Origin of the sequence: Streptomyces odontomachicola, assembly GCF_039605595.1 — a bacterium.
In the GTDB taxonomy this organism is placed as follows: Bacteria; Actinomycetota; Actinomycetes; order Streptomycetales; family Streptomycetaceae; genus Streptomyces.
In genome coordinates this window covers 166,426-189,310 of sequence record NZ_JBCFOK010000014.1, presented here as the reverse complement: position 1 = coordinate 189,310, position 22,885 = coordinate 166,426, and the positions used below count along the sequence as shown (strand labels likewise).

Genomic DNA, 22,885 nt, shown 5'->3' with positions numbered 1-22,885 from the left:
ACGGCATGCGGGCCCGTTCGTCACGGGGCGCGGGTGGAGCGGCGGGCTTCGCGATCGGCCGGGTGGTCGTGTCCGGCCGCGGCGGAGCGCCGCGTCGCAGTCCAAGATCTTTTCGGACACCTGAACCACACCACGCGGGCGAAGAACGCATCAAGCACTCAAGATCCTTCGTTACGGGGCTATAACAAGCAGGGACGAGCAGGCCGGAGTCCTGCTGGCAGCCGGGGCAGGCGGGCGGGCAGAGTGGTCCGCATGACCACACCCGCAGAGTCGCTGCGCTCCCTGGCCCGTACCCGCGCCTCGCTCGACGGCGAGGACGTCACGTACTGGTGGACAGGCGACGTCTACTCCTGGGCCCCCGACGAGCCCTACCAGCGCGTCTTCGGCTTCGAAGGGATCAATGTCGCCCGGCTCGTCGAGGACGCCGACGCAGGCCCCGACGCGTACCAACTGCTCACCCGCGAGGCCGCGTTCTTCCTCGATCCCGTCAGCCGGGAGATCCTGGAGACCTGGCAGGACCTGCCGGTGGTGCACATCTGGAACGACCCGGCGAACCAGCGGTGGCGCCCCTTCCCCGTCCCCACGACCGACCTCGGCGGACAGGTCTGCTTCAGTCTGGAGATCCCGCTCTCCTACCCCTCGCCGCTGCCGGTGGCGGACTACCCCGTGCACTCGGCCGGCGACACGTACAAGGCCCTGGAGTGCTTCCAGTTCTTCGCCGACCGCGCCGACCTGGCCGGTACGGCGCCGAGCGTGCCGGCCACCATGTCCTGGACGCGGATGTCCCCGTGGCTCCCGTGGATGGCGCGCGGGCAGCGCCCCGGCGGCCTCACCTTCCACTGCAGGGGCCGCAAGCTCGGCGCGTACGAGGAGGTGCCCGAGCGCACCCGCGACTACATCGCCGCGCACCACCCGGAGTTCGCGCACGCCCCGGAGAAGTGGAGCGAGCCGAACGAGACGAGCTGGACCTACTTCCGCAAGCTCAACCCGCCGAAGTGACCGGTGGGCCCCGGCCCCCGGCGCCTTGTACATGACGACTGTTGTGCAAAAGTGGGCGCGTCCCTAGCGTCTCCTCCCATGGAGACGCGATCCGCCGGATACACGGCAGTGGAATACGGGGACGTCAGCGTGCTCGTCGGGGCCCACAAGGGCGCCTATCCGTACGGGAATTCGCTGCTCGTGCGCGGCGCGGACGCATCGCTGGTCGTCGACCCCTCGCTGTCGCTCGTCGACGCCGCGCCGCCCGCGGACGCGGTGCTCGTCAGCCACGCGCACGAGGACCACATCGCCGGTCTCGGCAGCTACGAGGTGCCCGTCCACGTGCACAAGGCCGACCTGGAGGCGCTGCGTTCACGCGAGGCGCTGGTCGCCGGGTTCGGGCTGCCGACGGCGGAGGCCGAGGCATTCGACGCCATGATGCGGGACCAATTCCACGTACACGGGCGCCCGGACGCCGAGGGCTTCGAGGACGGCGCCGTCTTCGACCTCGGCGGGCGTACCGTGACCGTCGTGCACCTCCCCGGCCACACGAGCGGCCACTGCGGTTTCCTGATCGAACCCGAGGGATTCCTGTTCGTGGCGGACATCGATCTGACCTCGTTCGGGCCGTACTACGGCGATGTGGGCAGCAGCCTCGCGGACTTCGAGGCGTCGATGCGCCGGTGCCGGGAGATCGACGCGCGCTGGTACGGAACGTCCCACCAGAAAGGCGTGATCGAGGGCGCCGCAGAGTTCGGGCGCCGGCTCGACGCCTTCGCCGGCGTGGTGGAGAAGCGCGACGCGGAACTCCTGACCTTCCTGCGCGAGCCCCGGACGCTCGCCGAGATCGCCGAACACCGGCTGGTCTACCGGCCGCACGTCGAGGGCGCCCACGTGGAGCCGGTCGAACGCAGGACGGCGGCCCAGCACCTGGAGCGGCTGCTGAGCGCCGGGCAGGTCGCGGAGGTGGAGGAGGGGCGTTACCGGGCGCAGTAGTCGCCCCGGTCAACTCCCGTGCGCAGAAGCCCCGTTGAGGCTCGCGAGGTGACGTACGCGATCCTGCGCAAGCGCCCGCAGCGGTGCCGCGCACGACGCTACGCTCGTGGCGGTTGACCGTACGAGCGTCGCGAGCGCCCCGCGTTCACGCCGCCGGGGCCGCGGCCGGCAAGGAGGGGCCTGTGTCGGGTGCCGGGGCCGGAGGGCTGCACCTCACCCAGTTCGGCAGGTGGTGGCGGGTGACGAGGCCCTGGCCGCCGGCGCTGCGTCCGTATCTGCACAGTTACGCCGGCTACTGGGAGACGGGGCGGCCGATGCCGTACCAGGCGCGGCTCGTTCCCACGGGCCGGGCCGTGCTGGTGCTCAACCTCAGGGAACCCTTCGCGCAGGTACGCCGTACGCGCGAGGAGGGAAGCGGCGGCGGCGTGGTCGGCTCGCTGATCGCCGGGCTGGAGGACGGGCCGCGGACGGTGGCGCACCCCGGCGGGCAGGAGGCGATCCGCCTGGAGCTGACGCCCGTCGGCGCGTACCGGCTCTTCGCCGTGCCCATGCGGGAGTTGACCAACCGTGTGGTCGACCTCGCCGACGTACTGGGCCCCGGAACCCGCGTACTGCTGGAGCGCATGGAGGCCACCGACGACTGGGCCACCCGCTTCGACCTGCTGGACGCCGCCCTGCTCGCCCGCCTCGAACGGGGGCCCGAGCCGGCGCCCGAGGTACGCCACGCGTGGCGGCTGCTCACCGGCGCGGCGGGCGCAATGCCGATCGCACGCATCGCCTCCGAGGTCGGCTGGAGCCAGGGGTATCTGGTGCGGCGCTTCACCCAGCAGGTCGGCCTCGCGCCCAAGTCCGCCGCACGGGTGCTGCGCTTCCACCGCGCGGTGGGGCTGCTCGCGCTCCAGGGCGCGGAGCCCAGCGCGGTGTCGGCCGCCTGCGGGTTCTACGACCAGGCGCATCTCAACCGCGAGTTCCGCGCACTGGCCGAGACCACGCCGGGACAGGTGGCGGACGCGCGCTGGATGGAGGGGGCGCTGGCGCGCTGAGGGGGCGTGGTGTGTGTGGGCGAGACTTCGGGTCCCTCGGGCGCCGGTCCGGCAGGTCAAATTCGTCCAAGACGGCTGTGCCGACCCGTCGTTAGGGTCTCCGACAGTGATCCTTCCGGAGGCCACTTCTCGTGGTACGGGGGCCGGGACCGTGATCACAGACGGGGGATGGGCCCGGGCGCCGGCACACAGGACGGCGCCCGGGACCCGGACCTCCTGTCACCGGGGGCGTGGTGCCCCCCCCCGTCCCGCTAGCGGAGGGCGGTCGCGTTGGCGGGTGATCCCACTCCGCCTGTCAGGGCGAGCGGCTTCACGGTGAGGAGGCTGTCCCAGCGGCCGGTGGCGCGGCAGTCGGCGGCGAGTGCGGTGAGGTTCCACAACTCGCCCAGCGGCAGGCCGAGTTTGGCGAGCAGCTCCTGGTGCATCATGCCGCCGTCCTCGGGGGCGCTGTCGGCGAAGTCGCCGCCATCGCGTACGGGGAGCACCTCGACCGCGAAGGTGTCGCCGGCCATGAGGGCGATGCGGTGGTCCCAGCACCACGCGGCGAAGTCGCGGCTCTGGGTGAAGCCCGTCGCCCGGCGCTGCGCGCGGGCCTCGGCGCGTTCGCCGGGAGTGGTGTTCACGTACCAGTGGGCCCACCCGGTGTGGACCATCACCAGGTCGCCGGGCTCGACGCGGCATCCCTGCGCGTCGAGGGCGTCGTCCAGGAGGCCGGTGGTGAGGGCGGGGCCTTCGGCGTGGGCCAGCGGGGTGCCCCGGTCGCGGAGCAGTCCCTCGATGTCGATGAGCACTCCGCGGCCCGCCAGGGGCCGTTCGGCCCAGAGCTGCACTCCCAGGCGGGGGCCGCGCGGGCGGATCTCCTCGTCGGGTACGCCGTTGTAGAAGCCGTGTCCGGAGGCGCGGCGGTGGCGCAGGCCGTCGATCTGGCTGGTGGCCTGGAGGTGGAAGTTGTCCAGGTGGTCGTCGCGCGCCTGGTCGTGCGCGGCCGTGATGTGGTGCCGGGGGATGTCGCGGGCCTTGGCCATGGGCGGGTCGAAGGCGTCCAGCGGGTAGTCCAGGTTGAAGGCGAGGCCCCGGGTGACGCTCCGGGCCGCGTCCCGTATCTGGTCGCTCCCGGCGAAGTTGGCCATGCCGCGCTCGGGTTCGGGGTGGTCGTCGAACAGGTGCCAGCTGGAGCCTGCCGGTGCGTCGGTACGCCGGGTGAGCTGGTGGTAGGTGGGCATCGTCATGGCTCGGGCGCTTTCTGTCAGGGGCGGCTTTCCGCGGGGCGGCGTGCGGTTTCTGTCAGGGGCGGCGTGCGGTTTCTTTGAGGGGCGGCGAGCGGCTTCCGTCAGGGGCAGCGTGCGGCGATCTCGTCCGCTGCCCTGCGGACCTCGCCGATGAGGCGGGCGTGGTCGTCCTGGGTGAGTTCGCTGCCCGTGCCGGTGATGCTGAGCGCGCCCAGTACCTCCTCCTCGCGGCGTACGGGTGCGCTGACGGCGGTGACGTCGAGGACGCGTTCGCTGACGGACAGGGCGTAGCCCTCGCGCCGGACTCGGCGGAGATCGGCCTCCAGATCCTCGGCGGTGACGTGTTCGCCGGAGATCCGGGTGAACGGGGTGTACTGCTCGATAAGGGCGTGCAGTTCGTCCTCGGGGAGCCAGGCGGCCAGGGCCTTGCCGGCGCCGAGGTGCAGCGGGAGCTTCTCCCCGATGGGGAGCTGGTAGCGCAGGGGGTTGCGGCTCTGGACGCGGGCGATGAGGACGCGGGAGAGCCCGACGCGCACGTACAGGCTGGCCGCCTGGCCCGCGGTGGCGGCGAGTTCCTGCAGGACGGGGAGGGCGATCTGGCTGAGGCGGTTGTTGACGAGGAAGGCGTGCGCGGTGGCGACGGCGGCCGGTCCTGCTACGTAGCCGATGTCCTCCTTCGCGGCGTATCCGCGCTCGATGAGCACGTTGAGGATGCGCTGGGTCGTGGCGACGTGCAGGTCGGCGCGGCGTGCGACCTCGCTCAGGCGCAGCGGCTGCCGGGTGTCCTCCAGGACGGCCAGGACGTCGAAGGCCCGGTCGAGGGAGCGCATGGCGGAGGCGGGCGCGGCGGAGGGTGGCATGGCGGCTCCTGGATGGTCTGCTCGTCACGGCTGGCCCGATAAGACTTATCACCATGTGAGCAGTGGGGTGTGGATCGCACGGGACCCATCCGGGAACGCGCGGGCTACTGGGCGCTGTTGGGGGCGTTGACGGGGTTGACGGGGTTGACGGGGCTGACGGAGTGGGCGGGATTGGCGTCGTCGGCGGAGCCGCCGGTGTTGGCGGCTGTCGCGTGCTCGCGGTGCTGGTCGTGGGCGTGCGGTCCGGGCGGCTCGGCCCGGCGGTAGGAGAGCGCGAACGCGAGGATGCCGCTGATGCCCGCGGCGATGCAGGTGGCGGGCTGAACGCTGCTCTGGGCCCGCGCCACCCAGCGGGCGTCGCCGAGCACGATGCCGGCGGACTGGCCGAGGACGATGGCGGCTCCGCCGAGCAGGAAGGCGAGGATGCTGAGGCGGAAGAGGGGGTGCAGCAGGCGGGGAACCATGGAGTGGCCTTTCGCTCAGAGCCCTTCGCTCAGACGGGCAGCAGGCCGGTGGCCACGGCGGCGCCGATGAGCAGGATCGGGAGGCAGTAGTACGTGACCAGGGGCAGGAAGGTGCGGGACGGGTCGACGCCGGCGATGCCGCTGGCGACGTAGATCGGCGCTCCGGACGGGGGCGAGGCGCCCTCGGTCGAGGCGAAGATGAGCACGGCGACGCACGCGGTGGCGGGCGGCACGCCGGCGCCGACCAGCGAGGAGACGGCGACCGGGCCGATGGCGGCCATGGTGGCGCTGGCGGTGAGCGGGACGGCCACACCGACGACGAGGAGGCCGACGATCAGGGCCATCGCCCACAGCGGGGCGTCGATCCCGGCGAGCAGGTCGGTGAGCTGCTGCGGCAGGCCGAGCTCGCCCAGCACGTTGGAGGCGGAGAAGGCGGCCACGATGGTCACCCCGATCACCCCGAACTGCGGGGCGGCGCCGCCGAGCACCGACCACCACTCGCGGCCCGAACGCGGCAGATGGCGGTGGCCGAGCAGGAGGACGGTGGCGATCAGGAGCACCGGGATCCAGGTGATCAGACTGATGGCGTCCGACATCTCCGTACCGACCCAGGCGCCGACCGACGCGCCGGGCGGCCCCTTGGTGAGCAGCAGCGGCACCGCGATCGCCGCGAACAGGAACAGGCTCGTCCACCCCGTGCTCAGGCTGGTGCGCAGCGGGAGCAGGTCGGCGCGGTCCATCGCCTGGACCTTGTGCCGGCGCACCATGACGAAGGCGGCGATCATGCGGTAGCCCAGGCACCACAGGCCGCCCAGGAAAAGGGGCAGCACGATGTCGTCGGTGCCGGCCATGGACGCCACACCGGCCGTGCCCATCAGGATGAACATGGTGGAGCTGAAGGGGAAGGTCACGCCCATGCCGGCGCCGCCCGCCGCCACCGTGGCGGCGAGTTCGCCGCTGACCTTCGAGCGCTTCATCCACGGGATGGTCACAGAGCCGACCGCCGCGGTCACCGCCGCGCCGACGTGCGCGATGGCGCCGAAGATCCCGGCGGCGAGCGTGGAGGTGTAGACGGGACCGCCGCGCAGCCGTCCGAGCAGGGAGTTGAGGATGCCCAGTAGCTGGTCGAGCACGGGGGTGCGGGCGAGCAGATAGCTCATGAACACGAACGCGAGGGCGGCGAAGGTGACTTCCTCGTGCATGGCCTCGGCGAACCCGGTCCACAGGACGTGCCCGATGTCCCCGCCCGCGAACAGCCCGGTGATCAGGAGGCCGACGATCAGGGCCTCGCCGATGTTCCGCTTGAGGACGGCGTTCCACACGATGATGGCCGCGATGTAGCAGGCCAGCGCCCAGACGGCGATCATGGTGTGCCTCCCGCGACGGGTGCTGGGGCCGCGGCGGTTGGGGCCCCGGTGGCTGGGTCTGCGGCGGCTGGGTCCGCGGTGGCTGGGTCCGCGGTGGTCGGGTCTGCGGCGGCCGGGGTCCCGGTGGTCGAGGTCTCGGCGGTCGAGGTCCCGGCGGTCGAGGTCTCGGCGGTCGGGTCCGCCGCGGCGCGGATGTCGGCACGCCGCCGTGCCTCCTCGGCCTCCACCTCGCGGGCGGCGGCCAGGACGGTGGCGGCGCGCTCGGCGGGAACGACCGCGACGCCGTCGCCGTCAGCGCAGACGAGATCGCCCGGCCGGCACACCACCCCGCCGACGGCCACGGGCACGCCGACCCTGCCGGGCCCCGACTTGTAGGGGCCGGCCGGTGTGACGGCGCGGGCCCACACCGGGAAGCCCATCTCGGTGAGCACCTCGACGTCGCGGGCCGCCCCGTCGAGCACCATGCCCACCACGCCGCGCGCACGGGCGCGTTCGGCGATGAGTTCGCCGACAAGCGCGCGGGAGACGTCGCCCTCGCCGTTGACCACGAGTACGTCGCCGGGCTCGGCGATGCGTACCGCCTCGTGCAGAGCCTGGTTGTCGCCTGCCCGGGTCCACACCGTGCGCGCGGTGCCCACTGCCCTGGCCCCCGGCCACAGGGTGCTGATGCCGGAGTCCAGCAGGCCCAGACGGTCCGTTGCGTCACCGATGTTCGCCGTGGGCAGGTCCTCGTACGCGGCCACGAGCTCCCGCGTGACGCGGGTGGTGTCGCGCAGGCCCTCGGCGCGTCCCGCCAGGAAGTGCAGGCGGCTGACCTCCCGCGCCAGGCCGTCGTCGAGACCCATCTCCGCGACGAGCTCCGCCGCGGCCGCGACCTCGCGCCCGCGGCGCTCCGCGTGCTTGGCCGTGCCCTGGTACAGCCGTTCCAACGTGGCCTCGCCGTCGGCGAGTTCCCGCGCGATCTGCTCGCGCACCCACGGCTCGTCGCCGGCCGCCCTGGCCGCTTCGACGGCCTGCACGATGACGGCGGCGAGGCCCTTCATGAACAGGCTGCGCAGCAGCTTGCGCGCCGAGGCCGCGCCCGGCTCGGCGCCCAGGTCCTCCAGTGGGGCACCGAGGGCGCCGAAGTGGTCCGCGAGTGCGGGGGCGCCCTCGCCGCTGGCCACCAGGGCGGTGCGGTGACGGTATTTGGGCACCGAGCCGATGACCGCGACGTCCGCGAACGCCGCGGGCGACGAGGCGCTGACGGCCTCGGCGATCCGGCGCTTCACCGCGGGAGCGGCGGCGTTCATGTCCGCGTAGACCGCGCCCTGCTCCAGATGCGGCGCGACCTCCCGTGCCACGGCGAGCGCGGCCTTGCCGCCGGTGAGGCTCAGCACCAACGCGCATCCGCTGACGGCCTCGGCGGCCGTGCCGACCCGCAGCACCCCCGCCGGGGTCGCCACCTGGCCCGGATCGAATCCGGACACCTCCCATCCCTGTTCCACGAACCCCACCGCATACAGCGCCCCCGCCTCGCCCAACCCGAGAATCCCGACCTTCACCTTCACGCCTTTCTCATGCAGTGATAATTTCTCTCATTGAGTGCGTGAGGATGGTGCTTGGGCGCCCTGCGGGCGTCAAGAGGTGCTGGTGGATCAATCGAAATTGGCCACGGGGCGGGGGTACTTCGGCGCTGCCACGCTCAACTCCCTACGGATGCGCGCCAGTAGCGAGTCCGTAGCGCGTCAGTAGAGATAGGTGTCGACCACGAGCGCGGCCTACCCCGCCAGCAGCGCGTACGTGGTGGTGCGGTGGGCCGGGGCGTTGCGCAGGGGCCCCAGGCCCAGCGCGAGGGTCGCGGCGGCGAGGGCGAAGACACCCGAGCCGGCGTCCTGCCAGCTCACCGGGAAGACCGCCACGGGCGCGTCAGTGAAGAACCGTTCCCCGTTGCTGCGGGCGGCCGCGCCAGGCCCAGCGCGTGCGGCATCCCGTGTACGACCGGGCCGGTGCTCGTACAGCGCGGCATGGCTGGACGGCCAGCCCCAACGTCCCCGGTGGCAGTGCTGGAGCGTTGTACGTGACGGTCCTCCGCCCGTGTCTGGGGCGTTGGCGTCGCGGGCGGCCGCGTCAGGCCCTGCGCGCATGGCTTCGGGTGTGCGGCCGAGCTCGGCGCTTGCGCAACGCGGCGTGATCGGACGGCCGCCCCAACATCCCCAGCGCGGCGGTGCCGAAGTGGCGCGCGGCAGTCACTCGACCGCGCCGAGGACGTTGCCTCCGCGGACGGCCAACCGCAAGGGCGTCCGCGCCCTTCGGCAACCTCGCGAAGCGGAAACCCTCAGACCCTCACGCCCCCTTCCGGAACACCAGCACCTCCGTGGACGCGAACCCCAGTGGCGCCAGGAAGGCGGACTCCAAGCGGCAGCCGAGCGTCGCGAAGAGGTCCACGCACACCCGGCGCGGCATCGCGGCCGGGTAGGAGTCGTGGCCCGCGCCGCCCTTGGTCGCCCACGCGTGCATCGTGGCCGGATCCAGGCAGTTCTCCGTCATCACGTCGAAGACGATGCGGCCGCCGGGCCGCGCGACGCGCGCCATCTCGAAGAAGTAGCGCGAAGAGCCGAGGAAGGTCAGGGTGTTGAAGACCTTGTGGGCCTGTACGAGGTCGACGCTCCCGTCGGCCGTCGGGGCGAGGCTGCACTCCGCTGTCGGCCGGGCGACCACGCCGAAGGTGGCCACCAGGTAGTCGGCCCAGGGCGCCGCCGTCTCGTAGATCTCGTAACGCGCGGGCGAGCACTCCTTGAGGGTCTTCTCCAGGTAGCGTCCGGACCCGGGCCCGATCTCCAGCACCGTGTCGGGCCCGCCGGCGAAGACGCCGCGATTCCGCAGTTCATCGATGGTGGACTGGGTGGCGCCCGGCGTCCCGTTCATGACCTCGTCGATGTAGTCGCCGACCGGGAGACCGGCCTTGCGCGCCGCCTGCACCGTCGCCTCGAACGGGATGAAGTCGTCCACCCCGCCGCGGTTGTTGGTGCTGCGTACGATGTCGAACCCCGCCCGCCCCAAGAGCCGCTTGACTCCCGACTTCACCACTGACGTCCCCTTCCCTGCCGTAACCATCAGGTATGTGCCTCCAGACCGACTCCGCCCGACTCCGCCCGACTTCGCGCGGAGAGGCCAACTCGCGTACGCCCAGCGGCCGTTCATGACCGCTCGGACCCGATCAACCGGTCACGTTCGGACAGCGGTGCCCTCCTCAGGTGTTCCTCCACCGCGGCGGCCACCCGCGGCGAGGCGAAGGCCGTGCCGCACACGAAGCGCATCAGCGGGCCGTAGGCGGCCGCGGCCGGCAGGCCGGTGAAGTACAGGCCCGGCACGGTGGAGGCGAACTCCGCGTCCAGGCGCGGGAATCCGCCCGTGCGCCCGAGCGCGCCCAGCAGCGCGGGCGAGAGGAAGCCGAGCGCCTCCAGCCGCGGCCGGTAACCGGTGGCGGCCAGCACATGATCGGCCCCCAGACGCTCGACCCGCCCGGAGGCGTGCCGCGTGGTCAGCGCCATGCCGTCCCCCGCGGCCTCGGCGCCGACGATGCGCCGCCTGGCCAGCACCGGTATCCGCTCCTGCACACGCTCCTTGAGCCACCACGCGCCGAGGGGGCCGAGCACCTCGCGTACGAGCCGCAGCCGGAGCCCGGCGGGCAGCCGGTGTACGGCCGGGGCGTGGTTGACCACCCCGTACAGCCCCCAGGAGCGGCCCAGCGGGGTGTCGGGCCGCCAGTGCGGCGGCGGGGTGGGCGGCGCGCCGAAGCCGATGCCGCGTCCACGCACCAACAGCCGTACGCGCGCGCCGTGTTCGTGCAGCAGCGCCGCGCTCTCCAGCGCGGACTGCCCGGCGCCGACGACGATCACCTGCCGGCCGGCGAAGGCGGACAGGTCGCTGCGCCGGCTGCTGTGGGTGATGCGGGCGTGCGAGGCGTCGGGTGCGCCGGGTGCGGCTTGTGCCAGTACCGGCGGCAGATGCGCGAAGCCGGTCAGCCCGCTGGCGACCACGACGGCCCCGGCCCGCAGCCTCTCGCCGGAGGAGAGCGTGATCGGGAAGCCCCCGTACCGACGGTCCACGGCCAGGACCCGTTCGTCCTCCACCTCGGGCACCAACTGCTCGGCGTACCAGCGGCCGTAGCGTACGAACACTTCGATCGGCACCTGCTCGTCCTCGCCCCGCTGCGGTTCCCCCGCCTCCCGGCAGAAGTCGGCCAGCGTGTGGCCGGGGCGCGGAGCGGAGAGGGTGGAGGCGGCGGGCGGGGACTTCAGCAGCATGCCCGCGGGCATGTGCCGCTCCCAGCTCTCCATGGTCGAGCCGAAGATCCGTACGCGCAGGCCGCGCGCATTGAGATGCGCGGCGGTGGACAGGCCGTACGGGCCCGCCCCGATCACGACGACAGTCGCAGACATGAGTCCCCCCGGGCAGCCGTCGTCGTCGGACGGGACGGTCTGCCGGTGATGGTGGATGGCGGTCGGATGTGCGGGGTGCGTCGCTCGCCGCGGCGGCCCGGCGGGCCGGGCCTCACAGCGGATTCACGCGGCGAGCGTGACGCCGGGCGGGGGACCCCGGCGTACGACGCAGCCCGCGAGCGCCAGTTCTCTGGGAGAGGCGGGGGCGGGTGGCGGTTCGGTGCGGGCGCGCGCCACCGTGGGCACGACCAGGCGCGAGCAGACCAACAGCAGCGCATGCCGCAAGCGCGCGCACCACGCGCGGAGTTCGTCGGCGGTCTTCGCGAGCAGGGAGAGCAGTACGCGGCGGCCGCTGCGCTCGCTGTGCAGCAGGCAGGCGAGGAGCACTGTCAGTACCAGGTGCGCGGCCAACAGGGGCCACGCTTCACTGGCCTTGCCGTGTGCGGGCCCGGCGTACGCCGCGAAGCAGCATGCGCTCAGCGCCTGCACCCTGAGGTACACCGTCAACTGCCGCCGCAGCACGGCGAACCGCCCGCTCCACACCAGCGCCAGAGCGAACAGCAGCCCCGCCACCGCGGTGCGGCCGACCTCGGAGACCGGGGTGTCGAAGACGGCATGATGGCCGGCCGTGACCAGCGCGGTGCCCAGCGCCGCGAGCATCCCCGCGTGGGCAGCCGCCTTGAACACCGCGTACGGCATCCGGCCGTAACGGTGCACACGCGACACAGAAGTCGAAGCCACCATGACCGGGTCATTGTGGTCGGGGGCGTGGGCCGGTGTCACCGGCGAGATGTCGCCGGGGCGGGGCGCGTGGCCGGAACGCGGCGCAGCCGGGGTGGCACTCGTGTGCCTCCGGGGCTCCGCCGGGCCTTCTGCTCCGCTTGGCCGACCCGGCATGCGTCTCTTGCGTGGCCTGCCCGTACGCCGGCTGCGGCGAGGCCGGAGGCGCCCGGGCCACGGCGGGCCTTCCGAGCGCAGCACCCTGCCCGCCCTGCCGTATCTGGCGGGCGCAGATCGTCCGGAACGTGACGCGGGGGCCGGCGCGCGCCGGGTGCGGGACGGGAGGGTCCCCTTTCGGAGCGGCGTGGGTTCGGGGCGCGGGCGCTGGGCACGGGTGGGGCGGCGTGGTCCGCCGGCTGCCTTCCGGGAGCGGGGAGAGCGAGGCGGGTGTGGCCAACTCCCGGGCCCCTGCGCGACGTTGAGGCAGTGCGGCCGGCGGCTCTGGCGTGCTCGATCGAGGGGTGTCCGACAGCGGGGTTCGTCCGGCATCGGGGGTCGTCCGGCACAGCGGCGTACGCCGTCCCCGCCCGGCAGTCGTGTGCAAGTGCGGGCGTGAGCCCTTGAGTTCGGGGCGAGGAATGGTAGGGATGGAGGCGCATGATCGCGTGAGGCGTTCGGCTCCCCGGTCGCGGCGGGGTGCCACTAGTCGTGTCTGGAGGTCCCTGTCATGCGTGTGCTCGTCACCGGCGCGTCCGGCTGGGTGGGCTCCGCCGTCGTACCGGAGATGGTCGCGGCCGGGCACCAGGTCAGCGGGCTGGCCCGCTCGGAGGCTTCAGCGGCCGTCGTCGAGGCGGCGGGTGCGGTGAGCGTACGCGGCTCCGTCGAGGACCATGACGTGCTGCGGGAGGCCGCGGCTCGCGCCGACGCGGTAATCCACCTCGCGTTTCCGGTGGAGCGCGCGCTGTCGGGAGGGATGGCCGAGGCGGTCGCCTCCGACGTCGCCACGATCCGGGCGCTGGGGGAGGGGCTGGCGCCAGGCGGGCCGATCGCCGTCGCGTCCGGCACCGTGGGGCTGGCGCGGGACGGGGTGCCCGCCACCGAGCGCGATCGGCCCGCGCCCGACGCGCTCCTCGCCGCGCGGCAGCCCTCGGACGAGGCCGCGCTCGCGCTCGCCGAGCGCGGTCTGCGGCCCACCGTCGTACGGCTGGCTCCGACCAATCACGGCGAGGGCGACAACGGCTTCGTACCGCACCTGATCGACACCGCGCGCCGGACCGGCTTCTCGGGCTACCCCGGGGATGGTTCCTCGCGCTGGCCAGCGGTGCATGTGCGGGACACCGCCCGCCTCTTCCGGCTGGCGATCGAGGGCGCGCCGGCGGGGTACCTGCACGCCGTGGCCGAGGAGGGCGTCGCGCTCCGCGAGATCGCCGAGACCATCGGGCGCCATCTCGGCCTGCCGGCGCGGTCGGTGCCGATGTCCCAGGTCGATGACCATTTCGGGTTCCTGGGAGCGTTCCTCACATCGGACAGCCCCGTCTCCAACACCCTCACCCGGAAGTGCACCGGCTGGACCCCGACCGAGGCCGGCCTGCTGGAAGACCTCGACCAGGGGTACTACTTCGAGCCGCGCGGGGGCACCGCCTAGCACGCCAGGCGCAGTCCGCCGCCACTCCAGCGGGGAACGACCGATCCGCCCCAGGTGAAGAAGCCGCCGGCTGGGGCCGTCGTCCGGGAGCGAGGCCAGGTGGACGGCGCCCCGCGCGGCCGAACTGCACACCGGCAGCGAGGAGTTCCGGCAGGCCTGGCGGGCGCGTTCGGCCCGCACTCCGGAGCGCCGAACTCTCGGCGGTCCGGGCGGAGTTGACCACTGCGCCGCCGGGTGGTGAGCGGGCGTGAGCGAGGAGCGAGTGCTCCGGTCGGACCGGTGTGAACCTTCGGTTACGCCGCGACCACCGAAACCTCGCATCCGACCGCTTGACGCGCCGGATACCGCCGCCGAGTTCGCCCGTGCGGTCCGCGCGGGATCGAAACTCTCCACCGCCTTCATCAGCCCCACAGCGGCCACCTGCTCCAGATCCTCCACGTCCTCCCCGCGACGCGGGAACGCCTTCGTCTCCTATGCGGTTCCCACCATCACCGGAGAGCTCAAGCGGCACTTCCGCGACAACCTGCGGGAGGTGCATGTGCCGCGCCGCGTCCAGGTGTTGCGCAACCAGGTCCGCGCGGCCGCGCAGGAGGTCTCCGGGGACGGCCGGGCGCCGACGGCGGAGCGGCCGGCCGCGCACACCGGGCTGAGCGAGGAGGATGTACGGCTGGGCCTGGAGGCGCTGCACAGCTTCCGCACCCTGTCGCTGGACGCGCAGATGACGGGCGCGGACGACGACTTCACCCTGCTCGACGCCCTCCCCGGGGCGGGGTCAGGACCGGTGCGCGGCGTCGTCGGGCCGTCGCTCAGCGGCGAGTCGGCGCCGGGCGGTCTCGAGCGCGCCGGCCACCTCGCGCGTACCGGTGCTCACGCACAGCGTGTACTCCACGTCCTCCACCTGCTGCCTCAGCTCGGGGCCGTCCCCCTGCTCGCGCAGCAGGGTCAGGGCCTCGCGCTGGCCCAGGAGGCTTTGCAGCACCTCGGGGCGGGCTTGCAGCATGATCTTGGCGTCCTTCCACGCGGTGGGATCCGGTTCTCGACGGTTCGACGGGGCCGTGCGGCGTGTCCGCGGGCCTCCCGGAGGCGCGCCGGGACCTCCGGGAGCGGTCCCGCCTCACACGGAGAACCAGGGAACGGGATACCCCTCACAAGCCCGGCCACACTCGCATTTCGGACAAGGTGAACGGGGGTTCAGGGAGCGCTTCCGGGCGGGCGGGGTCAACGATCGGGGTCGGCGGGTGGGGGCCCTCGAAGGCCCCTCGCGCCTTCGAGGGCGCCCCCCGGATCACGCCCCGGTCGAGGACGCCGCACCGAATACCCGCCCGCGGGCAGGTGACGCTCCGTGCGGGTACGTCCCTCGAAGTTCCCCGGGTGGTGTCCGACCGGGACCGGCGCTTCACCGCATCGGCCTCCCCTGGCCGGGGTGCCCGTGGCCCCCTCCCGGCAGGGGCTGGGTAGTTTTCCCGTATGACTGCGGAGCAGGAGGACGACCCGTTTTCGGACATCTGCGATGTGTGCGGCCGGCGGGTGTCGCGGGAGGTGCACTTCGACCTCGTACGGGATTCCTCGGCCATCCATCCCGAGGAGCCGTCGCAGGACGGCAAGCGCCTGCTGACGGTCTGTTGCGCCGAGCACCTGGAGGCGCTGCGGGAGGAGTACCGCCGACGCCCCTTCGTGGAAGAGGAGTTGTGGACCGGGAAGATCGAGCGGGCCCTGCGCGAACATCCGGAGGGGCTCACCCGCGGGCGGCTGAGCGAGGTCACCGGCCTGCACCCCGACGACGTCGAGCGGGCGATGGCGTGGAACAACGACAGGCTCCAGCGCTTGCGGGAGGGATTCGACGAGGGCCGTGGCGGGGGCGCGGGGGCCTGAGGGAGAGTGAGGCGGGGCCTGTGCGCCGGTCCGGGGCGGGCCGTCTGGCCTCAGTCGGCCTCAGCGCGCGAGGGACGCGCGGGCCTCGGGGTGCTGGGCGCCGTGGTCGTGGGCGGTGGCGAACTCCTCCAGCAGCCTCTCGGTGTCGGTGAGCAGGACCCCGTAGGTGGGCCAGGCCGGGTCGGAGGCGCAGTTCGTCCGCAGGTCACGCTGCCGGGCCCGGCCCTCTACCAGCGCCCCGTCGGCGGGGGAACCGCCGCCGTCCTCCCCGGCGGGGGTGCCGATGACGCCGGGGACGTTCTCCACCACCCGCAGGAGTTCCGCGTACGAGGAGAGGAAGCCGTCGCCCGGGGCGGGGGTGTCGGGGTCGTCGATGATGCGCAGCAGCGCGTAGCAGATGCTGCGCATCTGTTCTCCGGCGCGGGCCAGGGCCTCCAGCAGGGTGCGGTAGCCGCGGAAGCTGGTGGGGGTGGGGCGGGAGCGTATGAGGCGGCGCGGGTTCCATACGACGCTCTCGGAACCGGACTCCACCGCCTGCCGCGCGCTGTTGACGCTCATGTCCAGCGGGCGGGAGCGGTGCAGCCAGTCGGCCACCGTGTCGCGTTCCGGCATGCCCTGTTCCAGCCCTTCGCTCATGTCGTGCAGCAGCGCGCACAGTGCGTCGGAAGCGTGGGCGATGCCCTGGGAGGCGGTGCGGTAGCGAAGCGGCGGCATGACCAGCAGGGCCACCGCCAGTCCCACGCCGGCGCCGAGCAGCGCCATGGCGATGATCTGCCACACGGTGGTGGTGGAGGTGCCCAGCAGGGCGTTGAAGGCGAAGACCGCGGCGACCGACACCTGCAGGCCCTGGCTGCCGAGGCGCTGCCAGCGGCCCACCACCAGGGCGACGGCCAGCATCGCCGCGAAGGCCCACGCGTTCTGCCCCAGCAGCGGCCCCGCCGCCCCGGCCGCGAGCACGCCGACGACCACGGCCAGTACGTAGCGCAGCGTCTGCATCAGGGAGCGGTAGGCGGTGGACTGCACGACCAGCAGCGCGGTGAAGGGGGCGTACGTCGGCTGAGGCGAGGCGATCACGTCCTGGGCCAGCACCCAGGCGGTCACTCCGGCAAGACCGCTTTTGAACAGCAGATACAGCGTCTCGCGCTCCGGGCCTCCGTAGGCCCGCATCCGGTGCGCGGCCTCTTTGAGGCGGTGGACGGCGCGGCGGCGCCGCTCCACCCACCCGATGTCGTGCACGCGCGCGGCCGCCTGGGTGGGGGACGTGCCCGTCGAGTCAGGGGACAACCAGAGCCTCCGTCGTGCAGCGCGCTTGTGAGGGGCGGGCGGATCCGCCCCGGCGCGGGGTACCCCCGGCCGCGCCCTCCTACCTTCGTGGTGTCGGCGCGAGAGCGGTGATTGTGTCCCGCCGGGATGGCAACCCGGCGGAGATGACCGAGAAGAACCCCGACCCCGACCCGCGCAGCACCACGGGACTGGAACGCGGGGGCCAGGTGCCTCCCGGTGAGACGCCGCCCGCCGAGGGCGGGACGCCGGACGCGGGGCCCGAGGAGACGCACAACCCCTCCCACGGCTGGGCCGCGACGCCGCTGGTCCTGCTGGGGATCGTGGTGCTCTGCTTCGTGATCTTCTTCGCGGCGTGGATCTTCATGCTGTGAGGGAGCGGGCCCCTCCGTGCCGGTGAACGGTGCTCCGTACGAGGCGACCGTCGTCCCGTACGGGAGAACGGGGGACCGTCACCTCGTACGGACGGGTGGCCGGCGTCCCGTACCGGCGACCGGTGACCGGCGCGAGCCCGCCCGCCGGCGGTCGGCCCGGGGCCCGTTGTGGACGCTAGTCCAGCGCGCTGTCTCCCGAGCGCGGCGGAACGGCGTCCAGGGCGCCGAGCGTGGCCGGGCTGAGCGTGACGTCCGCGGCCGCGACGTTCGCCTCCAGGTGCGCGGGGTCCGCCGTGCCGGGGATCAGCAGCACGTTCGGCGCGTGGTGGAGCAGCCAGGCGAGGCCGATCTGAGCCGGGGTCGCGCCCGACTCCCGTGCTGCGGCGGTCACGGCGGGCTCGTCCGTGACTTTCGGCATCCCCTCGAAGGCGCCGCCGAGCGGGAAGTACGGAACCCAGGCGATCCCCTCCTCCCGGCACAGGCCCAGCATGTCCTCGTCGTCGCGGCTCAGCAGGCTGTACGCGTTCTGCACACAGGCGATGCCCGCGGGCAGGGCGCGGCGCAGCACGTCCATGGAGACGCTGCTGAGGCCGATCGCGCCGATCTTGCCCGCGTCCCGCAGCGCGATCAGCTCGGCGAGCTGGTCGTCGAGGGGCACGAGCTGGTCCCCCTCGGCGCGCAGGCCGGGACCCGTGTCCGTACGGCGGAGGTTGACCAGAGGGATCTGCTCGGCCTCCAGGGTGGCCAGGTTGTCCTCGACCGCGGCGCGCAGTTGCTCGGGACGCTGGGCGAGGCGGAGCGGAATCGGGCCCTCGCGGTCGGGCTCGGCGCCGACCTTGCTGGCCACCAGGACGTCGTCCTCGGGCCGGACGGCCTCACGGATCACCTCGTTCACGAAGCCGTGCCCGTAGAACTGGGCCGTGTCGATGTGATCGACGCCCAGCTCGATGCAGCGGCGCAGCAGTGCGACGGCGGCCGGGCGGTCGCCCTGAAGGCGCTCCAGCTGCATCGCGCCGAAGCCGACCCGGGAAACGGTCCGGTGCGCGAGCCGCCCGGCTCCACCGGGGCGCGGTGCTCCGGACGCCGTGACGTGATCGGACCTGTCGGGGGAGGTCATGGACTGTCTCCTTCGCGGCGGGGCATGGGAGGATGGACGAAGCGGAGTCACTCCGTTTCATCGAACATAGCACTAACCGGAGGTTCTCCGTTTTGCCTGGGACCGAGTCCGAGTCCGAGCCCCCGGCCGACGGCCGCGCCGCGGGGACGCCCGCCCGTCCGGCCCGCTCCGACGCGCGGCGCAACCGCGACCGGCTCCTCGCCGCCGCCCGGGACGCCTTCGCGACGACGCCGGACAACGTCCGCCTCGACGCGGTCGCCCGCGCCGCCGGCGTCGGGATCGGCACGCTCTACCGGCACTTCCCGACCCGGGAGGCGCTGGTGGAGGCGCTCTACGCCGCGGAGCTCGACGAAGTCGTCGCCGACGCGCCGAAGTTGCTCGACGAAATGGAGCCCGCGGCGGCCCTGCGCGCGTGGGTGGCCCGGTACGCGGCCTTCTTTGAGATCAAGCGCGGCATGTCGCAGACGCTGCGCGCCGGCTGGGCGTCGGGCACCATCGCCACGCCCACTACGCGGGAACGCATCACGGAGACCCTCGCCCTGATCCTGCGGAGCGGCGCCGAGACGGGCTCGCTGCGCGCCGACGTCGATCCCGAGGACGTCACGATGATGCTGCTGGGCGTGTTCCTCTCGACGACGGCGACCGACACCACGCAGCGGATCGACCGACTCCTCGACCTGCTCGTCGACGCGCTGCGTCCTCCGGCCCCGCCGGAACCCCGCACTCGCCCACGGCGCTGAACTCCCGTGCCGGGCCCGTCCGCAGACCGGCGCCCGCGCCCCGGCCGAAAAGCACAGGAACTAGAGCTGCGGGCGCGCCGGTGAGGCCTGCTCGGGGTCCGCGCCGGAGGCCACGTGGCGCTGGGTCTCCTGGGGGCCGTGCCAGTCCAGGACCAGCACCGTGGCGTCGTCCTGGAGCCGCCCGCCGGCGGCCTCCTGGACGGCGTCGGTCAGCGTCCCCGCGGTCTCGCGCGGGTGGAGATCGCGGGTCCTCGCCACCAGGGCCGGCAGATCGACCTTCTCCGCGTGCCGTTCGAGCATGCCGTCGGTGAGGAGTACGAGGCGGTCGCCGGGGCGCAGGTCGAGGTCCTGTACGCGGTAGCGGCAGGGCACGGGCAGAGGCAGCCCGAAGGGGCGGTCCACCGCGCAGGCGACCTCCTCCACCGCGCCGTCCCGCAGGCGCAGGGGCCACGGGTGGCCGGCGTTGACCAGCCGCGCCCGGCCCGAGGCGAGGCCGACGCGGAGCAGCTGTCCTGTGGCGTGACCCGCGCCGTGTTCGGCCAGCGCCCGGTCGGCCCGCGCCGCCTGGCCGGTGAGGTCGGCGCCCGAGCGGCGCGCCCCGCGCAGGGCGCCGAGCAGCACGGTGGCCGTCAGCGCCGAGGTCAGATCGTGGCCCATGGGGTCGGTGACCGACAGGTGCAGGGCGTCGCGGTCGAGGGTGTAGTCGAAGGTGTCGCCGCTGATGGATTCCGAGGGCGCGAGGTCCCCGCACAGCGCGAACTGTGCCGCCTCGCACGTCAGCGACGGCGGCAGCAGCCGGTGCTGGATCTCGGCGGCGAGCGTGAGGGGGCGGGGGCGCTTGCCCCAGGTGTAGAGGTCGGTGAAGCGCTGGTTGGCGAGGACGATGTAGGCCAGCGCGTGGGCGGCCTGCCGTACGTCCTCGAAGGTGTCGGCGTCGGCACCTGCGGGCAGCAGGAGTTCCAGCAGTCCGATCGCGTCGCCGCGGTTGGTGACCGGGGCGATCACCCGGCATCCCTGTTGCGTGTCCTCGCGGTGCGCCTGCTGGGTGCGGATGACCTGCTCGTACGTGCTGTCGGGCAGCTCGACCCGTTCGTCCTGTCCGGCGGACGTGGTCAGGCGTACCGCGGCCCTCCCCGACATGTCCACGAGGAGAAAGCTCACCCGCGTCGCGCCGAAGCGCTGCCGCAGGTCGTCCGCGACCACCTCGACCGTCTCCGCCGGCGCGGCCTCCTCCGCGGCCGTCAGCAGCCGGGGAAGCTCACCGAGCCTGTCACCCACGAGCGCGCTCCCTTCCTCGCCCTCCACCATCGCCCGGCGGCCTCGCCGGCGCGCGGCAAACCGTCGGCATGTGCACCAGGCCCTGCCCTGAGGGGCCCGGCCTCGCGGAGCGTTCCCCAGCAGCGTGTGCCGTGCCCGTACGTGCGGCATGGCGGGCGGCGCGTTTGCCGTCCCGAGTGGCCCCTGGCGGGGAACGGCATGCTTGCGGTCCGCCCGGCGGGCCGGCCGACGCGTGCCGTGCCCGCGGCATCGAGGCCCTCCCGTCGCCCCGAGCGGGACGTCGGCGGGCTGACCGCCGCCAACAGGCAACTCCTCCGCAAGGAGGGCCTGCACTGGGTGGCCGACGGCGTGGGCGTGGCCCGCCCCCCCCCCGTGAGGAGCGCCCGCGCCCCGGGCCCTCGCCGGCGCTCAGCTTGGAGGACAACCGGGGCGACGGCTCCCTGCACCCGCCGGATCGCCGTACCGGCCACCGACGGCGTGGGCGGCGACCAACTGGACGCGCTCACCGAGGCGTTGGCCGACCGGGGTGCGAACGTCGAGGTGCTGACCCCGCAGAACGGGAGTGTGAGCGCGGCGAGCAGCCAGAACGTCCCGGTCACCCGCGCGCTGCCACCGTCGCGGCCGTGCTCTACGACGCGGTCGTCCTGCCCGACGGGCTGGACCTGCCGGGGGGCTTCGCCGGGGATGCCGCGCCTCGCTTCGTACGCAACGCCTACCGGCACGGAAAGCCGGTCGGCGGCTACGGACTGGCGCTCGCCTGGCCGCCGAGCTCCTTCCAGGGGCACGGGGACCCCGGGGCTTGGAGGCCGGAGCGGACCAGGCGACACCGACCACCGACCATGGCGCGGTCACCGTCTCCGCCCACCTCCCGGCCCTCGCCGAGGCAGCGACCGCACACCGCCACTGGGCCCGCCCGGTCCGACGGAGCGACGCGCGGCCGGGTCAGACGTTGGCGGGCGCCCCGACGCTGTCCGCGTCCCGCCGTGATTCCTGCTGTGCGGGCTGTGGTGGTGGTTGTGGCTGCGGCGTGCCCGTGCGCAGGACCTCGTTGACGCGGGCCGTGTCGAGGGCCCTCTCCCAGCGGGCGACGACGAGCGTGGCGACGCTGTTTCCCGCGAGGTTGGTCAGCGCGCGGCATTCGGACATGAACTTGTCGATGCCGAAGATCAGCATGATGCCGGCCGCGGGAACGGTGCCGACGGTGGAGAGCGTGGCGGCCAGCGCGATGAAGCCGGCGCCGGTGACGCCTCCCGACCCCTTGGAGGTGAGGAGCATGACGGCGAGCAGGCCGAGCTGCCGGCCGATGCTCAGCGGGGTGTCGGTGGCCTGGGCGATGTAGACGGCGGCGAGGGAGAGGTAGAGGGAGCTGCCGTCGAGGTTGAAGGAGTAGCCGGTCGGAACGGTGAGGCCGACGATGTCGCGGCGTATCCCGAGCCCTTCGAGCTTCGTCATCAGGCGCGGCAGCGCGCTCTCCGAGGACGAGGTGCCCAGGACCAGGACGAACTCCTCGCGCAGATAGCGCAGCAGCCGGAGGATGTTGATGCGGAGCGCCGCGGTGACGGCTCCGAGGACGAAGAGCACGAAGAACGCCGAGGTGCCGTAGAAGAGTCCGATGAGGTGGCCGAGGCTGGACAGCGTCGAGATGCCGTACTGCCCGACGGTGTAGGCCATCGCCCCGAACGCGCCCACCGGCGCGGCCAGCATGACGTACTGCAGGATCTTGAAGACGACCGCGCTGAGCCGCTGGACGCCCTCCACGAGCGGCTCGCCCACGGGGCCTACGGCCTTGAGGGCGATGCCGAACAGCACGGAGAAGAAGATGACCTGGAGGATGTCGCCCTCGGCGAAGGCGCCGACCGCGCTGGTGGGTACGAGGTCGGTCAGGAAGTGCCACCAGGACTGGCCCTTGCCCTCCTTGACGTACTGTCCCGCCTCGCCCGCCAGGTGGAGGTCGCCGGGGTGGGCGTGGACGCCGGCGCCGGGCTGGAAGACGTTCACGGCGACGAGGCCGACGAGGAGGGCGGCCAGGGTGCCGGCCTGGAAGTAGAGCAGCGACTTGAGGCCGACCCTGCCGACCCGGCCGAGGCTGTCCACGGAGCCGATGCCGGCGACGATGGTCAGGAAGACGATCGGCGTGATCAGCATCTTGATCGCGGCGACGAAGGTGGTGCCGACCGGCTCCATGGCGGTGCCCGCCGAGGGCCACAGCCAGCCGGTGAGCACGCCGGTGACGATGGCGGTGAGGACCCAGAAGTAGAGCTGCCGGTGCCAGGGCTTCTTGGCCTGCTCGGCCCCGTCGGCCTGCGGCGTCGCGGGTGGTACGGGCTGTACGGGTGCTGCCATGGCGTTTCTCCTCGTCGAGGAACGGGGCGCAGCCGGGACGCGCGGCAGCCGAGACGCGGCATCCGGGGCGCGGCTGTGCGCGGGAGGGCCATGCCGCTCCGGGAGACGTGAGCGCCCCGGGGAAGCCCGTCGGCTGGAGCTGGGCGCAGCCGGT

21 protein-coding genes and 1 pseudogene are annotated in these 22,885 nt (G+C 73.2%); 8 read left to right on the top strand and 14 right to left on the bottom strand.

Annotation, left to right across the window (positions count from 1 at the left end):
• Positions 1-252 precede the first annotated feature (252 nt).
• The 3 genes from ABEE00_RS25040 to ABEE00_RS25030 all read left to right on the top strand — a co-directional run bounded on the left by ABEE00_RS25040 (position 253) and on the right by ABEE00_RS25030 (position 3,017).
• A complete protein-coding gene (locus tag ABEE00_RS25040) occupies positions 253-999 on the top strand; it encodes a DUF1838 family protein (RefSeq protein ID WP_345747910.1) in 747 nt (248 codons plus the stop codon).
• A gap of 78 nt (positions 1,000-1,077) precedes the next feature.
• The gene (locus ABEE00_RS25035; RefSeq protein WP_345747909.1) at positions 1,078-1,974 is read left to right on the top strand and encodes an MBL fold metallo-hydrolase; all 897 of its coding nucleotides are present in this window, start codon (positions 1,078-1,080) and stop codon (positions 1,972-1,974) included.
• Between the two features lie 182 nt (positions 1,975-2,156).
• A complete protein-coding gene (locus ABEE00_RS25030) occupies positions 2,157-3,017 on the top strand; it encodes a helix-turn-helix domain-containing protein (RefSeq protein ID WP_345747908.1) in 861 nt (286 codons plus the stop codon).
• Positions 3,018-3,268: 251 nt separating this feature from the next.
• Here ABEE00_RS25030 and ABEE00_RS25025 read toward each other — a convergent pair whose 3' ends face one another.
• The 9 genes from ABEE00_RS25025 to ABEE00_RS24985 all read right to left on the bottom strand — a co-directional run bounded on the left by ABEE00_RS25025 (position 3,269) and on the right by ABEE00_RS24985 (position 12,078).
• Complete coding sequence (locus ABEE00_RS25025; RefSeq protein ID WP_345747907.1) at positions 3,269-4,246, bottom strand: cyclase family protein; 978 nt, start codon at positions 4,244-4,246, stop codon at positions 3,269-3,271.
• Positions 4,247-4,347: 101 nt separating this feature from the next.
• Positions 4,348-5,106 (bottom strand): IclR family transcriptional regulator, encoded by a 759-nt coding sequence (locus ABEE00_RS25020; protein ID WP_345747906.1) that lies wholly within the window; start codon positions 5,104-5,106, stop codon positions 4,348-4,350.
• Between the two features lie 104 nt (positions 5,107-5,210).
• Positions 5,211-5,570, bottom strand: a complete 360-nt coding sequence (locus ABEE00_RS25015) for a hypothetical protein (RefSeq protein ID WP_345747905.1) — start codon at positions 5,568-5,570, stop codon at positions 5,211-5,213.
• Between the two features lie 29 nt (positions 5,571-5,599).
• On the bottom strand, positions 5,600-6,937 hold the full coding sequence (locus ABEE00_RS25010) for a TRAP transporter large permease subunit (protein ID WP_345747904.1): 1,338 nt from the start codon (positions 6,935-6,937) through the stop codon (positions 5,600-5,602).
• Complete coding sequence (locus ABEE00_RS25005; RefSeq protein WP_345747903.1) at positions 6,934-8,487, bottom strand: RraA family protein; 1,554 nt, start codon at positions 8,485-8,487, stop codon at positions 6,934-6,936. The genes ABEE00_RS25010 and ABEE00_RS25005 overlap by 4 nt, the downstream gene beginning before the upstream one ends.
• 210 nt (positions 8,488-8,697) lie before the next feature.
• Positions 8,698-8,838 carry a hypothetical protein gene (locus tag ABEE00_RS25000; RefSeq protein WP_345747902.1) on the bottom strand — a complete coding sequence of 47 codons (141 nt, stop codon included), beginning with the start codon at positions 8,836-8,838 and terminating at the stop codon, positions 8,698-8,700.
• Between the two features lie 424 nt (positions 8,839-9,262).
• Positions 9,263-10,033, bottom strand: coding sequence for a methyltransferase domain-containing protein (locus ABEE00_RS24995; RefSeq protein ID WP_345747901.1), 771 nt, complete (start codon positions 10,031-10,033; stop codon positions 9,263-9,265).
• 83 nt (positions 10,034-10,116) lie between these two features.
• On the bottom strand, positions 10,117-11,361 hold the full coding sequence (locus ABEE00_RS24990) for an NAD(P)-binding domain-containing protein (protein WP_345747900.1): 1,245 nt from the start codon (positions 11,359-11,361) through the stop codon (positions 10,117-10,119).
• A gap of 123 nt (positions 11,362-11,484) precedes the next feature.
• Positions 11,485-12,078: a hypothetical protein gene (locus ABEE00_RS24985; RefSeq protein WP_345747899.1), complete on the bottom strand. Its 594-nt coding sequence runs from the start codon at positions 12,076-12,078 to the stop codon at positions 11,485-11,487.
• A 730-nt stretch (positions 12,079-12,808) separates the two neighbouring features.
• Between ABEE00_RS24985 and ABEE00_RS24980 the strand changes: the two genes are divergently transcribed.
• Positions 12,809-13,726, top strand: coding sequence for an SDR family oxidoreductase (locus ABEE00_RS24980; protein WP_345747898.1), 918 nt, complete (start codon positions 12,809-12,811; stop codon positions 13,724-13,726).
• Positions 13,727-14,171: 445 nt separating this feature from the next.
• Positions 14,172-14,486, top strand: a pseudogene (locus tag ABEE00_RS24975) (sigma-70 domain-containing protein); the annotation flags it as partial.
• A gap of 12 nt (positions 14,487-14,498) precedes the next feature.
• Here the strand turns inward: ABEE00_RS24975 and ABEE00_RS24970 are convergent.
• Positions 14,499-14,726: a DUF5133 domain-containing protein gene (locus ABEE00_RS24970; protein WP_345747897.1), complete on the bottom strand. Its 228-nt coding sequence runs from the start codon at positions 14,724-14,726 to the stop codon at positions 14,499-14,501.
• A 467-nt stretch (positions 14,727-15,193) separates the two neighbouring features.
• Here ABEE00_RS24970 and ABEE00_RS24965 point away from each other — a divergent pair, with 467 nt between their 5' ends.
• Positions 15,194-15,598, top strand: coding sequence for a hypothetical protein (locus ABEE00_RS24965; RefSeq protein WP_345747896.1), 405 nt, complete (start codon positions 15,194-15,196; stop codon positions 15,596-15,598).
• A 60-nt stretch (positions 15,599-15,658) separates the two neighbouring features.
• Here the strand turns inward: ABEE00_RS24965 and ABEE00_RS24960 are convergent, their stop codons facing one another.
• Positions 15,659-16,882, bottom strand: coding sequence for an FUSC family protein (locus ABEE00_RS24960; protein WP_345747895.1), 1,224 nt, complete (start codon positions 16,880-16,882; stop codon positions 15,659-15,661).
• A 143-nt stretch (positions 16,883-17,025) separates the two neighbouring features.
• Between ABEE00_RS24960 and ABEE00_RS24955 the strand changes: the two genes are divergently transcribed.
• A complete protein-coding gene (locus ABEE00_RS24955) occupies positions 17,026-17,253 on the top strand; it encodes a DUF6480 family protein (RefSeq protein ID WP_345747894.1) in 228 nt (75 codons plus the stop codon).
• A gap of 175 nt (positions 17,254-17,428) precedes the next feature.
• Here ABEE00_RS24955 and ABEE00_RS24950 read toward each other — a convergent pair whose 3' ends face one another.
• Positions 17,429-18,370 (bottom strand): aldo/keto reductase, encoded by a 942-nt coding sequence (locus ABEE00_RS24950; RefSeq protein WP_345747893.1) that lies wholly within the window; start codon positions 18,368-18,370, stop codon positions 17,429-17,431.
• A 92-nt stretch (positions 18,371-18,462) separates the two neighbouring features.
• On the opposite strand from ABEE00_RS24950, the gene ABEE00_RS24945 reads away from it, so the two are divergent.
• Positions 18,463-19,110, top strand: a complete 648-nt coding sequence (locus ABEE00_RS24945; RefSeq protein ID WP_345747892.1) for a TetR/AcrR family transcriptional regulator — start codon at positions 18,463-18,465, stop codon at positions 19,108-19,110.
• A 60-nt stretch (positions 19,111-19,170) separates the two neighbouring features.
• On the opposite strand, the gene ABEE00_RS24940 is transcribed toward ABEE00_RS24945, so the two are convergent.
• Both ABEE00_RS24940 and dctA read right to left on the bottom strand, forming a co-directional pair.
• On the bottom strand, positions 19,171-20,418 hold the full coding sequence (locus ABEE00_RS24940) for a PP2C family protein-serine/threonine phosphatase (RefSeq protein WP_345747891.1): 1,248 nt from the start codon (positions 20,416-20,418) through the stop codon (positions 19,171-19,173).
• A 912-nt stretch (positions 20,419-21,330) separates the two neighbouring features.
• On the bottom strand, positions 21,331-22,731 hold the full coding sequence (gene dctA / locus ABEE00_RS24935; RefSeq protein WP_345747890.1) for a C4-dicarboxylate transporter DctA: 1,401 nt from the start codon (positions 22,729-22,731) through the stop codon (positions 21,331-21,333).
• Positions 22,732-22,885 lie beyond the last annotated feature (154 nt).

Coding starts and splice junctions, on each gene's coding strand:
- ABEE00_RS25040 (WP_345747910.1), top strand. CDS start 253: ATGACCACACCCGCAGAGTCGCTGCGCTCCCTGGCCCGTACCCGCGCC.
- ABEE00_RS25035 (WP_345747909.1), top strand. CDS start 1,078: ATGGAGACGCGATCCGCCGGATACACGGCAGTGGAATACGGGGACGTC.
- ABEE00_RS25025 (WP_345747907.1), bottom strand. CDS start 4,246: ATGACGATGCCCACCTACCACCAGCTCACCCGGCGTACCGACGCACCG.
- ABEE00_RS25020 (WP_345747906.1), bottom strand. CDS start 5,106: ATGCCACCCTCCGCCGCGCCCGCCTCCGCCATGCGCTCCCTCGACCGG.
- ABEE00_RS25015 (WP_345747905.1), bottom strand. CDS start 5,570: ATGGTTCCCCGCCTGCTGCACCCCCTCTTCCGCCTCAGCATCCTCGCC.
- ABEE00_RS25010 (WP_345747904.1), bottom strand. CDS start 6,937: ATGATCGCCGTCTGGGCGCTGGCCTGCTACATCGCGGCCATCATCGTG.
- ABEE00_RS24995 (WP_345747901.1), bottom strand. CDS start 10,033: ATGGTTACGGCAGGGAAGGGGACGTCAGTGGTGAAGTCGGGAGTCAAG.
- ABEE00_RS24990 (WP_345747900.1), bottom strand. CDS start 11,361: ATGTCTGCGACTGTCGTCGTGATCGGGGCGGGCCCGTACGGCCTGTCC.
- ABEE00_RS24980 (WP_345747898.1), top strand. CDS start 12,809: ATGCGTGTGCTCGTCACCGGCGCGTCCGGCTGGGTGGGCTCCGCCGTC.
- ABEE00_RS24970 (WP_345747897.1), bottom strand. CDS start 14,726: ATGCTGCAAGCCCGCCCCGAGGTGCTGCAAAGCCTCCTGGGCCAGCGC.
- ABEE00_RS24965 (WP_345747896.1), top strand. CDS start 15,194: ATGACTGCGGAGCAGGAGGACGACCCGTTTTCGGACATCTGCGATGTG.
- ABEE00_RS24955 (WP_345747894.1), top strand. CDS start 17,026: ATGACCGAGAAGAACCCCGACCCCGACCCGCGCAGCACCACGGGACTG.
- ABEE00_RS24950 (WP_345747893.1), bottom strand. CDS start 18,370: ATGACCTCCCCCGACAGGTCCGATCACGTCACGGCGTCCGGAGCACCG.
- ABEE00_RS24940 (WP_345747891.1), bottom strand. CDS start 20,418: ATGGTGGAGGGCGAGGAAGGGAGCGCGCTCGTGGGTGACAGGCTCGGT.
- dctA (WP_345747890.1), bottom strand. CDS start 22,731: ATGGCAGCACCCGTACAGCCCGTACCACCCGCGACGCCGCAGGCCGAC.